Source organism: Chryseobacterium jejuense, from assembly GCF_900100075.1.
In the GTDB taxonomy this organism is placed as follows: domain Bacteria; phylum Bacteroidota; class Bacteroidia; order Flavobacteriales; family Weeksellaceae; genus Chryseobacterium; species Chryseobacterium jejuense.
On sequence record NZ_FNEG01000006.1, the window covers coordinates 64,364 to 79,791 of the forward strand.

Sequence of the window (15,428 nt, forward strand, 5' to 3'; positions counted from 1 at the left end):
AATTAAAGTGTCTAATTAGTATAATAGACTTGAAAACACTCAAAATTAAACAGATTTAAAATAAAACACATGAAAAATCTATTGGTTGGGACAGCCGTCCTATTTTTCACAGGAATCGCAACGCCTTTATTTTCGCAAAAAGCCGAAGCACCAAAATTTGTAAGCAACACAGAGGGAGTAAAAGAATACACCTTGAGTAATGGAATGAAAGTTCTTTTAATTCCGGATGCTTCACAAAGTAATATGGTGGTAAACATTATTTACAATGTAGGTTCCAAGCACGAAGGGTATGGAGAAAAAGGTATGGCTCACTTACTGGAACATATGTTATTTAAAAGCACTAAGAAATTAGGAGACATTAAAAAACAATTGTCAGATAAAGGAGGAGATGCCAATGGTACTACCTGGTACGACAGAACAAATTATTATGAGATTTTCCCTTCCAGTGATGAAAACCTGAAGTGGGCTTTAGAAATGGAAGCAGACAGAATGGTGAATGCTACTATTCTTCAAACTGATCTTGATAAAGAATTTTCTGTAGTAAGAAATGAATTTGAAATTGGCGAAAATAACCCGGGATCAGTGTTAATGGAGCGTATTGTATCCACTGCTTATTTATGGCATAACTACGGAAACAGTACCATCGGAAGCAAGGAAGATATTGAAAGAGTAAAGGCACCTACCCTTAGAAAATTCTATGAAAAACATTATCAACCGGATAATGCCACTCTAGTTGTAGCAGGTAAATTTGATGAAAAGCAGGCTTTAAATTATATTTCCCAATCCTTTGCTGTTATTCCAAGACCTTCAAGAGTTTTAGATCAGACTTATACTGTTGAGCCGGCTCAGGATGGAGAACGTTTTGTAGAGCTAAAGCGATCAGGAGACAGCAAAATTGTGGGCGCATTATACCATACGGCACCTTATGCAGATAAAGATTATGCAGCATTAGATGCGTTATCAGAAATTTTAACAGCAGATCCTTCAGGATACTTATATAAAGCAATGATTGATTCTCATAAAGCGGCTTCTGTTTATTCTTATCAGCCAACGGTAAGAGATGCGGCATTTATGTATTTTGGTCTGGAAGTTCCTGCGGATAAAGATGTAAAAGCTGTAGAAAGTGAGTTTAGAACAGAGCTGGATAAAGTTGCAACCATTAAGTATACAGAGCAGGACGTTGCAAGAGCTAAGGCTAAAATTTTAAAGCAGATTGAGAATACAAAAAACAATACCATCAATTTTGCAATTGGCCTTACTGAGATTGTAGGTGCCGGAAGCTATAAATTAGGAATGTTGTATCGTGATAATGTTGAAAAACTAACCTTGGCCGATATCCAAGGGGTTGCTGATAAATATTTTAAAACGAATAACAGAACGGTAGGTGTATTTGTACCTGCTAAAGATGAAAAAAGAGTTAAAAACCTTGAATATTCTGATGACCAGATTGCTGGTTTAACAAAAGATTATAAAGGGAAAGCTTTAGAAAAAGAAGTAGCACCTTTCGAAGCAAGCGTTAAAAACCTAAAAGCTAATCTTTCTGAAGGAAAATTAAGCAACGGGATGAAGTATGGCGTTATCAAGAAAGAAATTAAAGGTGGAAAAGTAATGGGAAGCTTCCGTTTTCCTGTAAGTAATGCTAAAGACTTAAGCGGAAAATCTCAGATAGGAGCATTAATGGCTCAGGTGATGAAAACCGGAACTAAATCTCATACGAAGGAGCAGATTCAGGATATGCTGGATCAGTGGAAATCTTCCATCAATTTCTCATTCAAAGGACAAACCTTAACTGCCAACGTAAATACATACAAAGAGCATTTGCCTAAAGTGATGGATCTGATGAAGGAAATCCTTACAGAATCTAACTTCCCTGAAGCAGAATTAGCAAAGACCGTTAATGAATATAATACGTATCTGGAAGGTTCTTTAAATGATCCACAGGCATTGGCATTTACTGAGATTGGAAAAGTCACTGAAAATTATCCTAAAGAAAGTATTTATTATACTCCATCTTTCAAAGAACAGATTGAGGCTAACAAAACAATCAAAAGACAAGAACTTGTAGATTTTTACAATAAAATTATAGGAAGTAATAATGGAGTAGGCACAATGATTGGTGATCTGGATTCTAAAACTGCATCTTCATTAATGGAAAATACATTCGGGAAATGGAACTCCAAATCGAACTATGAACAAATTAAGCCTGAATTTTTTGCGACTAAAAAAGAAGATAAAATCTATTTAACTCCGGATAAAGAAAATGGAGCCGCTGTAGGTAAGATTAGCTTTTCTATGGATAGACAGAGTCCTGATTATCCGGCATTGCTGATTGCTAATGAAATGTTGGGCAGCGGAGGATTCATGACGGCAAGAATTCCGATGAGACTTCGTGAAAAAGAAGGAATAAGCTACGGTGCAGGTTCATATATGGGAGTGCCGGCAGATAATAATGTAGCATCTTGGGGTTGGTATGCATTCTTTAACCCAACGAAAAAAGATGCTGTAAACAAAGCCCTAAAAGAAGAAGTAAATAAAGCTGTAAAAGAAGGATTTACTGAGGAAGAATTTAAATCTAACCTAACCTCGTGGTTAACTTCAAGAAAAACCAGCTTAGGAAATGAGAGTACACTGATGGGACTTGTGAATTCTCAGCTTCAGTATGGTATTCCTTTGGAAGACTATGATACACTGGAAGCGAAAGTTTCTGCTTTAAAAGTAGGACAGGTAAACGATGTCCTTAAAAAATATATCAGTGAAGATAAACTGACTTCTGTTTTTGCAGGAGATTTCAACAAGAAATAGTTTTCAGTTCCATATAAAGTAAAACCGCAGAATCATCTGCGGTTTTTGTTTTTTAAGAGAATGTTAGTAGCTATATGACTAAAAGAAACTTTCAACTTTCTGCTTAATCTACCTTTTACTCTGAACTTCTCTGATGGGAATAAAATCACCATTGAAGTAATCAATTTTCATTTCAAAAAGAGTAAGAGGGTTGCTGGTGAATGAAACTCCGACTCCAATACCACCACCATAAGGTAAAGCAGGAGCAACCATCAGATTGGGAGAATTAGGATTAGCTTTTATTTTTCCAACAATATAATAGTCATTGTCTTTTTTTTCAGCCTTTGTAAATAGATTTTCTATGGAAAGATAGAGATAAAGTTCACCTTTGTAAATAATAGCGTAGATATCATCTTTTTTGATTTCCTTTTCTTCACCATTTACCGTTTCATAAATTCTTACAATTTTTGGAGCATTACCATAAAATTTTACTCGAGAAAGTTCTTTGTTAGGCTGTTGATTTTTTAAGGATTGATAATTATTGTAAACCCCGTCTTTCAGTTCAGAAGAGTGGAAGATACTGATAGATTCCTTAGCAACTCTCTCAAAGTCTTTAATTTGTTCATATGTGTAATGTTGGTTAGATTGTGGTTTTTTAGATGCATTTACTGCGATAAAATCAACGAGGAGTTCACTTCCTTGCTGCAGCATTTCTTTGGTAACATCAGACTTGGCTTTATGGTCTATAACCTGATTGGCCTGGTCTAATAAAGAATAAGTGCCATCTTCATTTTTTGAGAATAAAAATGCCTGAAAATAACAATAGCCATGAACAGCCATTTCAGCAAAGGACAATTGTCTGAGGTATAAAACTAAAGTTCCATTTTCTGCATTTTCCCCATTAAGATTGTTTAAAACCTCTTGAAATTGGTCGGAAAGAGGTTTGGAAGCAACCAAATTAACAGGATTATTTAAAAGCCCTTTTCGAACAGTTCCTAATGAAGTGGTATCAATTCTGCGGTCAAACACTTTAATGGTTTTGTAATAACTCTTATCCAGTTTTTTTGTAGGAAGGCTTATAGTGAATTGTTCAGGTTGCTTTTGTGCCAATATCATTACTGTAAAGCAGAGAGCAGATAAAAACAAAAGTCTTTTCAAATAATTTTTCATAATGATTGTTTCTTGTGGTTGGTGGCTAAAGTGGGAGCTTATCTCCGATAGGATACAATTGCTCCATTTTCAAAATAGTACTCTGTTCCGAATAGTTCTTCTGCATAAATTTCCGGTAGAAAATAGGAATCAATCTTATTTTCTTTCTGGTATTGTTCAAACTCTTTTATCGTAATTTCTTCCCCATCCAGAAAATAAATGAAGTCCTTATTTTTAGGATTAAAAGGTAATCCCTTCGCCTGATCTAAATTTAAATTCAGTGTATTATCCTCTTTAATGTGACGTTTATTCACAAAAAGAAAATATTTATTAGTATTTAATTCTCCATTCTGAACGGGTGTTCCTTCAAAAACGAATATATTGCTCATTCTGATATTGTCAGCCGGAATATTGATAGAATTTTTAAAAGCCTGCTCGGATTTGAATCTTTTATATGGGGTAAGAATAACAATAGATTGATATTGGATGAGGTTTCCTGAATCTCCTGAAGGCTTCACTTCCAGTTTTCTCATTATTACGGGCTCAGGATAATCATAGTTTTCATCCTCTGATTTAGGAGATACCCAAATCATTCCCTGAATCTCTGCGACGCCCAAAGTATCAATCTTCTTTTTTTGTGCGTTGAGGTTCGAGGTAAATAAAATAGAAAGAAAAATTCCACTGGCTATTGCTCTAAAAGGAAGTTGAAAAAAGTTGTATGGAGTTTCTGTTTTTTCTCCCGGAATAGATAACCGATCGGCCTGAATCCTTCCACAAACAGATGAATTAGTTTGTAATAATATTGTAATCTCATCATCCGTTTTATCCGCAAGGTCATACACCTTCTTTGAACAATGATCACAAAAACTTCCACCGGGAATCTCCTGCATATTCTCCCGGGCAACAGAGCAGGGCTCTTTAATTTGAAATTCCTTTTTCATGAGTGTTAGTTTTGTTAGATTAAAAATACAAAAAAACCTCAAAGAAATTCCTTGAGGTTTGAATTATTATATTTTTATTAAATCGCTGATTTTAAGTCTTTTTTGATAGAGGTGCTGGTTATGAAATCCAACTGGTAACTGTGATTATTTTCCAGCCTTTTTTAGTTCGAATTATTTTTTCTGTTTTCCCTGTAAATGTTGAGCTGGATTTAAGTAAAAAGACATTAGGTTTTTTGTCACACTTAAATAAAGGAGAGTAATTCAATTCTTTCAGTTCAGAGTGATACTGTTTTTGATATTCTTCAAATTCCTTTGAGGTCAAAATAATAATTTTAGATTTTTTTGGATTTATCTTCTGAAGATTGATATCGTCAGTCACAAGCAATTGGATAGTTTCCCGTAAATAGAATTTATCAGAGGCTTCTGAATCTTCATTTTTTTTCAGAGAGTTTATTAGATCTATAAAATAATCTTCATTAGGATATTTACCAGCAGACTTAACATTCTCACCAAGTATAACTCCCTCATAAAGTTTTACAAAATCATTAGTAGCACTTGCAAATCTGGGATTATTATCTTCTGAATCAGTAATTCCGTCACTATCAGTATCTTTTGAAAAAGGGTTTAGGAAGAGATTTCGTTCTTCAATATCAGTTAATCCATCTCCATCAGAATCTTTTTCAATTTCGTTGATATCTAAAATGATGAGAGCATTATCTTTTACTGCCTCATATTGAGGCGGAGAAGGATGTGCTCGTGGCTCAAGCATTCTGACAATATCAGCTTCAATCTGAAGATGGTTTTCATCATGCCAAAGAGGTTGCTTAGAATTTTTCTTGAAATAGTAATTTCTGTGTTCTGTTAATCCTGTATAATATTTTTTCCATGTTTTACCTCCATCTTCGGAAAGAGAAATCCAGTATCCGGCACCAAAGGCAAATATTTCATCATATTTAAAATCTACAAAAAGGATGGCCCACTTTTTTCCTTTTCTCTCACTCTTAATAACGAATGGCTTTGAAATATTTCCGATCATTTTATGGGCCTCAATACTATCTAAGGAATCTCTAATATCAGATTTCTTTTCAAAATCCTCTGGATCAATCTTTTTGGCTGCCATTATTTTTTCTGTTTGTATAGCTACGGAGTCTATAAGATCTTTCATTTGGGCAGGCTGGTCCACATAATCAATCTGAACATGCTTGAAAATTGGTTTTAATGCCTCTTCTTTTGAAATGGGTTGATAGGCATCATGCTCCCATTTCTTTCTTAAGTCTTCATCGTATTTAGTTTTTTCAGAACTTTCACAACCTTTTTTCTTTTGAGCATTTGTGAAACTAAAAATAAGACAGAGCAAAAGGGCAAGTGAGATTCTCATATTTTATTTTTTGCGGCGAATATAAATAAAAAACCTAACAGGATTCTGAATCCTGTTAGGTTTTGTTATATCAAGATGTAACTCGTCTTACATATTTCTTCTGTACTTACCACCCACTTCAAATAAAGCATTAGTGATTTGTCCCAGAGAACAGTATTTTACCGCATCCATCATTACATTAAATAAATTCTGCTGATTGATGGCTGCATGTTGTAATGTTTTTAAGGCAGCTTCTGACTTGTCTTCATTAGATTTTTGGAAATTATGAAGGGTTTCGATCTGAACCTGCTTTTCTTCCTCAGTTGAACGGATAACTTCTCCTGGGCGAACCGTTGGTGAACCATCTTTTCCTAAGAAAGTATTTACTCCGATGATTGGGTACTCTCCGGTATGTTTCAACCATTCATAATGCATAGATTCTTCTTGGATTTTTGAACGTTGATACATGGTTTCCATAGCACCAAGAACACCACCTCTTTCTGTAATTCTGTCAAATTCTGCATAAACAGCTTCTTCAACAAGATCTGTTAGCTCTTCAATAATGAAAGATCCCTGAAGTGGGTTTTCATTTTTAGCCAATCCTAATTCTTTGTTGATAATCAACTGAATCGCCATTGCTCTTCTTACAGACTGTTCTGTAGGTGTTGTAATCGCTTCATCATAAGCATTGGTGTGAAGAGAATTACAGTTATCATAGATGGCATAAAGTGCCTGAAGTGTTGTTCTGATATCGTTGAAATCAATTTCCTGAGCGTGAAGCGAACGTCCTGAAGTCTGGATGTGGTATTTCAACATCTGGCTTCTTTCGTCTGCCCCATATTTCAGTTTCATAGCTTTTGCCCAAATTCTTCTTGCTACACGTCCGATCACTGAATACTCAGGGTCAATTCCGTTAGAGAAGAAGAAAGATAAGTTAGGAGCAAAATCATTGATATTCATTCCTCTTGACAGATAGTATTCCACATAAGTGAAACCATTAGCCAGTGTAAATGCCAACTGAGAAACCGGATTTGCTCCAGCTTCAGCAATGTGATATCCTGAAATAGAAACCGAATAGAAGTTTCTTACTTTTTCTGTGATGAAATATTCCTGAACGTCCCCCATTAATCTTAAGGCAAATTCAGTAGAGAAAATACAGGTATTTTGAGCTTGATCTTCTTTTAAAATATCTGCCTGAACAGTTCCACGAACAGTTGCAATAGTTTTAGCCTTAATTTCAGCATAAGCTTCAGCAGGAATCACTTCATCTCCTGTTAAACCTAATAATTTTAACCCTAAACCATTATTGGAAGGAGGTAATTCCCCGTTATATTTTGGTCTTTCCAACCCTTTATCATCGAATTTTGCTTTTAAAGCTTTCTCAACATTAGCTTCAAGCTTGTGTTCAGCAATATATTTTTCAACGTTCTGATCGATGGCAGCATTCATGAAGAAAGCCAATAGCATTGGCGCAGGGCCATTGATCGTCATAGAAACTGAAGTCATTGCATTCACCAAATCAAATCCGGAATACAATTTTTTAGCATCATCCAACGTCGCAATAGAAACTCCCGCATTTCCAATCTTACCATAAATATCTGGTGGAAGAGCAGGGTCTTGTCCGTATAAAGTTACAGAGTCAAAAGCTGTTGATAAACGTTTTGCATCCATTTCTGCCGAAACATAGTGGAATCTTCTGTTGGTTCTTTCCGGTCCGCCTTCTCCGGCAAACATTCTGGTTGGATCTTCTCCAGTTCTTTTGAAAGGATAAATTCCTGCCGTGTATGGAAATCCTCCCGGAAGGTTTTCCTGGCCTTTCCATTTAATCAAATCACCCCAATCAGTATATTTTGGCAATGATATTTTTGGAATTTTTAAATGAGATAAAGATTCGGTTGAAGTTTCAACCTTAATTTCTTTTCCACGAACGAAATAGGAATAGAACTCAGCTTTAAAAGCCTGTTTCGTATCATCCCAATTTTTTAAGAAATCAATATTCTCCTGTTGAAGATCTTTTTCTGCTTTCTGATATTCAGCATCTAACGTTTCATTTGAAAGGAAACTTTTTACGCCTTCAATGTGATACATTTTTCTTGCTAATTCAGCCTGTTTTTCAACGTTGGCGTCGTATTGTCTGTTGTTTTCAACAATTTCAGAAAGGTAACGTACTCTTTTTGGAGGAATGATCGTTACTTCGTCTGTAATTTCCTGCTCCACAAAACCTCGCAAGTTTAAGTCAGTATATTTTTCATTTACTTTTTCAACCAATCGGTTGTATAATTCAGTTGTTCCGTGGTCGTTAAACTGAGATGCTTTTGTAGCATACACCGGCATATCATCTAATGGGCTTTCCCACAATAAATGGTTTCTCTGGAATTGTTTTCTTACAGCCTGAAGTGCATCTAATGCACCACGTTTATCAGACTTGTTTAAAGCAACCAAATCCGCATAATCCAACATGTCTATTTTTTCCAACTGTGTAGAAGCTCCATATTCAGGAGTCATCACATACATGGAAACGTCTGCGAAATCTGATACTTCCGAACCTGATTGACCAATACCCGAAGTTTCCAGAATAATCACATCAGGATAAGCCAATTTCAATACATTTAAAGCGGAATGAATGAACGGAGAAACGGAAACGTTATTTTCTCTTGTCGCCATCGAACGCATATAAACTCTTGGATCATTAATCGCATTCATACGAATTCTGTCTCCCAAAAGTGCTCCTCCGGTTTTCTTTTTCGAAGGGTCAATCGAAATGATAGCAATTTTTTTACCTGGATTTGAACGTAGAAAACGTCTTACCAATTCGTCTGTCAAAGAAGATTTTCCGGCTCCACCTGTACCCGTGATACCGATAATTGGGATATTTAAATCTTTTGATTTTTCGTCAATAGCTTGTACCAGTTCAGGCTTTTCTTCTGAGAAGTTTTCAACAGCAGAAATGATTTTAGCAATGCTTGTAGAATTTTCAAAGCTGATTGAATCTAAATCACTTGCTGTAACCTCTTTTCCTGTTGCGAAATCTGATCTTTTCACTAAATCGTCAATCATTCCCTGTAATCCAAGTTCGCGGCCGTCATCGGGAGAATAAATTCTGTCAATTCCGTAAGACATGATATCTGCAATTTCTTCAGGCAGGATTACACCGCCACCGCCACCAAAAATCTTGATCTGTGGTGAATTTTTTTCTCTTAAAAGGTCGTAGATATATTTGAAATATTCATTGTGACCTCCCTGGTATGAAGTTAATGCAATAGCATTGGCATCTTCCTGGATCGCTGTGTTTACAACTTCCTCAGCTGATTTGTCATGTCCTAAGTGAATCACTTCACATCCAGTTCCCTGAATGACACGACGCATAATATTGATCGCAGCATCATGCCCGTCAAATAATGACGCAGCTGTTACGATTCTTACCTTGTTGGTTGGAGTATATTTTTGGGTTTCCATAAAAATTCTAGAAAGTTTCTAAGTTTTCAAATATAACAATAAAAAAACAACCTTGTGTTTGATTTTATAATACTGATTATCATGCGTTTGAATAGCGTTATTTAATAAAATGATTCCTTTTTTAGGTTTAATAATTTGAAAGACGAAAGGTTCGGTAGTTGCAGAATCAAAAATGACTTACAGATTTCGTTTAGAAATTGACATATCCTTAATTACTCAAATTAAAATCTCTATTTTTGCACCATATTTTACAGACATGCAAAAAGCTTTGATATATTTCGCGTTGGGAACCGCAGTAAGCTTCCTTATCAATTATTTCTTTTTAAGTTCAGATAATATTGGTCTGGAATTTTATTATGCCATTGCTTTTGGTGCTGCCTGGGGGATTGCTTATTATCTGGATACTCCGGATTTTACATTGCCTAAAAAGTTAGGATTATCCTTTGTGGTAATGGCTATTCTGGTGCTGATAGGAACTTTAATTTTTAAACTGGAACTGGCCATTCCATCCATTCTGAAGTTTTCAATGGTGTTTGTAGCCTATTATGTAATCGCAAGTTTTAGGGCGACTAAGTCGTTAAGAAAATAAATAAATAAGGCTGTCAGATCTGACAGCCTTATTTATTTTTAGTGAAGCATCAGAAAACTTACCAATGCCAGTCCCGTTACTAAGAATGTGAATGCAATCAGATTAAGAAAGAATATAATTGCACCTATTATAATACTGACAACGCCATGTGATTTGTATACCCGACGATGTGCAATGAAAAAATAAATCAATCCATATATCGAAACTGCAAATATAATCAGTGATATTAAAGAAGGAAAAAAGGTATATTCTGCTAATGAGCCTGCAGCTTTAATGAGCAGAGCTAATATCAAAATGCTTACAAGTAAAAATGAAAAATAATGCAAAGTAAAAATACCGTGGTCAAAATACCACCATTTTCTTTTGCTGTGGAATATCCATAAAAAGAATGCAAAAATTGGGAGATAAATGAATAAGGCTTTGGGCAGATTGTGAAAAGATGTTTCTATCAAATTTCTCAAAATATCCCCTTTTTTAACCCCTTCTTCTTTTAAGCTGAAGAATTTATGAGCAAAAGGATCATTGATAAAACTGAAAATGTCTTTTTTATTGGCAGTTCCTTTATCATATTCTTCCTGAGTTTTGTATCCTAAAAAACCTGAATCATCGGCTATTTTATTGTCAGTATCCAATGTGCTTATAAGGCCTTCTTGAAAACTGCCTTTCTTCAATGAATCTTGTATATAAGTCTGTGCTTGATTGAGCTCTGCTATTTTTGCAGAATCTTTTACTTCTAGCTTTTCTGCTTCAATCCCATTCACTATGTTCTGTACAGTCTGGTTCTTGGTTGTACTAGTCTTCGTAACATCGTGCTCCTTTTTTTCTGTATGTCCATAATTGATTTTGAAAGGAGGAAATAGAGCAAATAGGAAGAATGTTATAAAGCTGACAAAAATATAGAGTTTCACAGGGGGAACAAATTTTTGTCTCTTCCCTTCAAGATAAGTGTTTGTGAGTCTACCCGGTTTGAATAATAGATTTTTTACGGTTCCCCAGAACTGGCCGTCATAATGGGTGAAGTCTTCAACGAAATGGGTGAAGAGGAAATAGAAAGGCTGTCTGCGTTCAGTATTTTCCTGTCCGCAATGAGGACAGAATCTTTCTTCTACTTGGTACCCGCAATTCAGGCAGGTTTTGTCTTCTCGGATCTTTCCGTGGCTCATGGTACTTGTTTGTGCGACAAAGATAAATATTTCGGGAAATAAATAATGATATCAATAAGCTTTTGAAGAAATCCTTAAAGAAAAATTAAAATTGAGGAATAATGATTCTTAAAAGAAAAGGAGCGTACTATATAGTAAAGTCTTTTTAATGAGTAGAAAGTGACTTTATATAATAGAGTAGTCCATAATAAAGAGATCTGTTTAAAAATAAGGGAGAATGAGTTTTTACAGAAATTTTAGAATAAAGGCAATAAAGAAAGAGTTGAGGGAAGAAACTCTTGCTTTATCATCTCTGTGCTTTTAGAACCTTCTAAACGTTTTTTTTCATCGCCACAACATTTTACAAGTTTTATGCCAAAAATATAATTAGTGTTAAAATGTATTGCTATAGAGTTGATCCTCCGATATTTTATAGATTAAATGAAATATGTTTTTGGGTTACGAAAATAATTTGTACCTTTGCACACCCTTTTAGGGGTAAATTATGTTTAATCTTTAACTAAAACGTGTGAATACATTAAGTTACAAAACTGTTTCAGCGAACAAAGCTACTGCTAATAAAGAATGGGTTGTGGTAGACGCTGAAGGACAGCCGTTAGGAAGACTAGCTTCTACGGTTGCAAAGATTTTGAGAGGTAAGCACAAAACGAATTTTACACCTCACGTAGATTGTGGTGATAACGTAATCGTTTTGAATGCTGGGAAAATTACGCTTTCCGGAAACAAGTGGGCTGATAAGACTTATATCTGGCATACAGGTTATCCTGGTGGACAGAAGTCTATGACTGCGGCTGAACTTCAAAAGAAAGATTCTTTAAAGGTATTAGAGAAATCTGTAAAAGGTATGTTACCTAAAAACAGATTAGGTGCTGCTATCCTTAAGAACCTTTATTTATATGAAGGAACTGAGCACAAACATGAAGCTCAACAGCCTAAAACAATTAATGTTAACGAATTTAAATAATTAATTATGTCTATAGTTCACAAAATCGGAAGAAGAAAAACTTCTGTAGCAAGAGTTTATGTAAGACCAGGTTCTGGTGTTATTACAGTAAACGGTAAAGATGCTGCAACTTATTTCTCTACAGACGTGATGGTTTATAAATTAAACCAACCGTTCATCCTTTCTGAGACTGTTGGTCAGTATGACGTTACCGTAAACGTATTCGGTGGTGGTAATACAGGTCAGGCAGAGGCTATCAGATTAGGTATTTCAAGAGCTTTATGCGAAATCAACGCTGAGTTCAGATTAGCATTAAAGCCAGCTGGTTTACTTACAAGAGACGCAAGAATGGTGGAAAGAAAGAAGCCAGGTCAGAAAAAAGCAAGAAAGAGATTCCAATTCTCAAAACGTTAATTTCAGACTTCAGATTCAAGATACCGGATTTCAGAATTTTTTTCAATCTGTTATCTCATATCTGAAATCTATTTATTATCTAAACAAAAAAATTGCCCGTTACGTTTAGCATCCAAACGCTTCTCCCATCTAAAGAAGTTGTTGATTGTTTAAAAGACGGAAAGTAAACTAACAAAAACAGAAAACATGGCAAAAGCAAATGTAAAAGACCTTTTAGAGGCTGGCGTACACTTCGGTCACATGACTAGAAAGTGGAATCCAAATATGGCTCCATACATTTTTATGGAGAAGAACGGTATTCACATTGTAGACTTACATAAAACAGCAGTTAAATTAGATGAGGCGTGCAGCGCTTTAGAAAAATTAACTTCTGCAGGTAAAAAAGTTCTTTTCGTAGCTACTAAGAAGCAAGCGAAAGAAGTAGTTGCAAAACACGCTTCTGAACTTAATATGCCTTATATTACAGAAAGATGGCCTGGAGGTATGTTAACGAACTTCGTTACTATCAGAAAGGCGGTAAAGAAGATGAACTCTATCGACAAAATGAAAAAAGACGGTACGTTCGAAACTTTATCTAAAAAAGAAAGATTACAAGTTGACAGACAAAGAGCTAACTTAGAGAAAAACTTAGGTTCTATCTCTGACATGGTTAGACTTCCTTCTGCAATCTTTGTAGTTGATATCTTAAGAGAACACATCGCGGTAACTGAAGCTAAGAAACTTGGTATTCCAGTTTTCGGTATCGTTGATACAAACTCTGACCCTAGAAAAGTTGACTTCGTTATCCCAGGAAACGATGATGCTTCTAAATCTATCGATATGATCTTGAGCATTGTTTCTGATTCTATCAAAGAAGGTCAGTCTCAAAGAAAAGCTGATAAAGAAAAATCTAAAGAAGAAGGAGAAAAAGTGTCTGCTGATACAGATGCTGATTTCGATGTAGAATAATTAAAGATTTTCTTTAATATAGGAAAAACGCTGGATTTCGATCCAGCGTTTTTTTTGTTTTTAATATAGGATTTTTGCAGATCTCGCTGATAGCGCAGATTAATGAGGTATTTTATACTTGCGTAGAAACCCCAATAATGAATTTAAATAGTTGTTTGGTAATATTCTAGTGAACAAAAAAAATCCCTCAATCTGAGGGATTTTTTATCTAAGATCTACAATCTAATGTATTATGGTAAAAAAAGCACTGTGGAACTGGATTGTCAGGACAATAAACTACGTTCATGCCTTTTGGACATACATCGATTCCTCCATTAATACTTTTTAATGTCTGCTTTGAAATTTTCTTTAAATTTTTCATGATTTTAATTTAGAATTCAAATATACTAACAATTCTCTTATTGGAGATTTAACATAAAAAAATAATTGTATTGATCTTCTTGATTTGGAGTGATAGAAAGATTTTAAAAAAACTACCGAAATCAATTGCTTTCAAAGCTTTATAAAAAAGAAGCCCCACAGATAGTTGTGGGGTTATTTTAGTTTCTAAGTGTTATAGAATAGGAGGTTGTTATAAATTTATTAGATTGGTATCGTGAATTACAAACCATACCGGATAAGTTATAATTCTGATTTTTAAAGACCATTGTATATCCTGTTTTTCCAGCAGCTATAGGAATCTTTTTAAAGAAATTGTTCCCACTTATTGTTACTACCATATTACACGCAGAATTATTATTTATTGAGATAGATGTTCTTGGATTACCTGGATCATCATTATTAAGAAGGTCGCTAAGAACTTCAGCAGTTTCAGGCTTATGGGTCTTTATCAGTTCATTATATTCTCTCTCTGTATTAGCAGCATTGCCACCACCAGAATTGGTAGGATAAGGATTTCTAATGGGATAACCACCATAATTAACACTACAGCTGGTAAGGATCATTGAAATCCCGCTAAGAACTAATAACTTTTTCATACCCGTTTATTTTTTTACTTTTCTTTTTTTTAATGGTTTCTCAGGTGAAGCCTTTATCTCAGCGATTTGTTGAGTTCCAGGCTGGCCCGGATTATCTATCGTTACAAAGATACTTCTTTTTATATCTTTCTGAGAGAAGTACTTCATGTCACAGACATTACTGTTCAGCGTATAAGGGCCTTTATTAACGATAATGAAGTTTTCTCCGTGAGCGGGAACAGCAAGATTATAGTACTCTTTTCCTTCTATCCTGAGAACAATATTACAGTCTGAATTGTTTTTAAATAAAAGAATAGATTCTTTTTTGGTAAGATCCTCATTAAGCATTGTATTTAAGAGCTGTGCGGTTTTCTCCTTATGCTCTGCAGATGTTTCGGCAAGCAAGCGCTTAAATTCTTCCGCTTCATTAGAGTTGGGATCTTTCATAGCGTTTTTGGGGATATCTGCAATAACAGGTCTTGCCTCCATGGGTTTGGCAGTACGTGCTCCTTTCGTCCACTCAGAGTTTTTTAAAGCAATGAGCTTAGGCTTTAGCACACTCTTTTTAGGATCGTCAGGGTGTGCGGTCTTAAGATATTCTTCAATTTCCTTGATATTTGTGCTTTTTAAGATGTCTTTACTAGCTTTCTGAGCGTATGTAAAGCCGGGAGTAAGGAAAGTGAAAAATAAAATCGTCAAAATTTTTTTTTTCATCAATAGTGTTTGTTTAT

General features: G+C 35.1%; 13 protein-coding genes. 5 read left to right on the top strand and 8 right to left on the bottom strand.

Annotated elements, in window-relative coordinates:
• Positions 1-69: 69 nt before the first annotated feature.
• Positions 70-2,802 (top strand): M16 family metallopeptidase, encoded by a 2,733-nt coding sequence (locus BLS98_RS17610; protein ID WP_089737935.1) that lies wholly within the window; start codon positions 70-72, stop codon positions 2,800-2,802.
• 108 nt (positions 2,803-2,910) lie between these two features.
• On the opposite strand, the gene BLS98_RS17615 is transcribed toward BLS98_RS17610, so the two are convergent.
• The 4 genes from BLS98_RS17615 to BLS98_RS17630 form a co-directional block, all read right to left on the bottom strand.
• On the bottom strand, positions 2,911-3,951 hold the full coding sequence (locus BLS98_RS17615) for a hypothetical protein (RefSeq protein WP_139166149.1): 1,041 nt from the start codon (positions 3,949-3,951) through the stop codon (positions 2,911-2,913).
• Positions 3,952-3,989: 38 nt separating this feature from the next.
• A complete protein-coding gene (locus tag BLS98_RS17620) occupies positions 3,990-4,871 on the bottom strand; it encodes a hypothetical protein (protein ID WP_089737938.1) in 882 nt (293 codons plus the stop codon).
• 118 nt (positions 4,872-4,989) lie between these two features.
• Positions 4,990-6,249, bottom strand: a complete 1,260-nt coding sequence (locus tag BLS98_RS17625) for a hypothetical protein (protein ID WP_089737939.1) — start codon at positions 6,247-6,249, stop codon at positions 4,990-4,992.
• An 87-nt stretch (positions 6,250-6,336) separates the two neighbouring features.
• Positions 6,337-9,684 (bottom strand): methylmalonyl-CoA mutase family protein, encoded by a 3,348-nt coding sequence (locus tag BLS98_RS17630; protein WP_089737941.1) that lies wholly within the window; start codon positions 9,682-9,684, stop codon positions 6,337-6,339.
• Between the two features lie 172 nt (positions 9,685-9,856).
• On the opposite strand from BLS98_RS17630, the gene BLS98_RS17635 reads away from it, so the two are divergent.
• Positions 9,857-10,273 (top strand): hypothetical protein, encoded by a 417-nt coding sequence (locus tag BLS98_RS17635; protein ID WP_317040649.1) that lies wholly within the window; start codon positions 9,857-9,859, stop codon positions 10,271-10,273.
• A gap of 38 nt (positions 10,274-10,311) precedes the next feature.
• On the opposite strand, the gene BLS98_RS17640 is transcribed toward BLS98_RS17635, so the two are convergent.
• Entirely contained in the window at positions 10,312-11,436 is a 1,125-nt protein-coding gene (locus tag BLS98_RS17640) for a DUF3667 domain-containing protein (RefSeq protein WP_089737942.1), read from the bottom strand.
• A 508-nt stretch (positions 11,437-11,944) separates the two neighbouring features.
• Here BLS98_RS17640 and rplM point away from each other — a divergent pair.
• From rplM to rpsB, 3 genes are all read left to right on the top strand, one after another.
• A complete protein-coding gene (rplM, locus tag BLS98_RS17645; protein WP_027375420.1) occupies positions 11,945-12,400 on the top strand; it encodes a 50S ribosomal protein L13 in 456 nt (151 codons plus the stop codon).
• A gap of 6 nt (positions 12,401-12,406) precedes the next feature.
• Positions 12,407-12,793 carry a 30S ribosomal protein S9 gene (gene rpsI, locus BLS98_RS17650; protein ID WP_045501218.1) on the top strand — a complete coding sequence of 129 codons (387 nt, stop codon included), beginning with the start codon at positions 12,407-12,409 and terminating at the stop codon, positions 12,791-12,793.
• A 186-nt stretch (positions 12,794-12,979) separates the two neighbouring features.
• A complete protein-coding gene (rpsB, locus tag BLS98_RS17655; protein ID WP_089737944.1) occupies positions 12,980-13,741 on the top strand; it encodes a 30S ribosomal protein S2 in 762 nt (253 codons plus the stop codon).
• 208 nt (positions 13,742-13,949) lie between these two features.
• Here the strand turns inward: rpsB and BLS98_RS23820 are convergent, their stop codons facing one another.
• The 3 genes from BLS98_RS23820 to BLS98_RS17665 form a co-directional block, all read right to left on the bottom strand.
• Entirely contained in the window at positions 13,950-14,102 is a 153-nt protein-coding gene (locus BLS98_RS23820; RefSeq protein ID WP_111994848.1) for a bacteriocin-like protein, read from the bottom strand.
• 178 nt (positions 14,103-14,280) lie between these two features.
• Positions 14,281-14,718 (bottom strand): DUF6759 domain-containing protein, encoded by a 438-nt coding sequence (locus BLS98_RS17660; protein WP_089737946.1) that lies wholly within the window; start codon positions 14,716-14,718, stop codon positions 14,281-14,283.
• Positions 14,719-14,724: 6 nt separating this feature from the next.
• Positions 14,725-15,411, bottom strand: a complete 687-nt coding sequence (locus BLS98_RS17665; protein ID WP_228425401.1) for a DUF6759 domain-containing protein — start codon at positions 15,409-15,411, stop codon at positions 14,725-14,727.
• Positions 15,412-15,428: the final 17 nt, after the last annotated feature.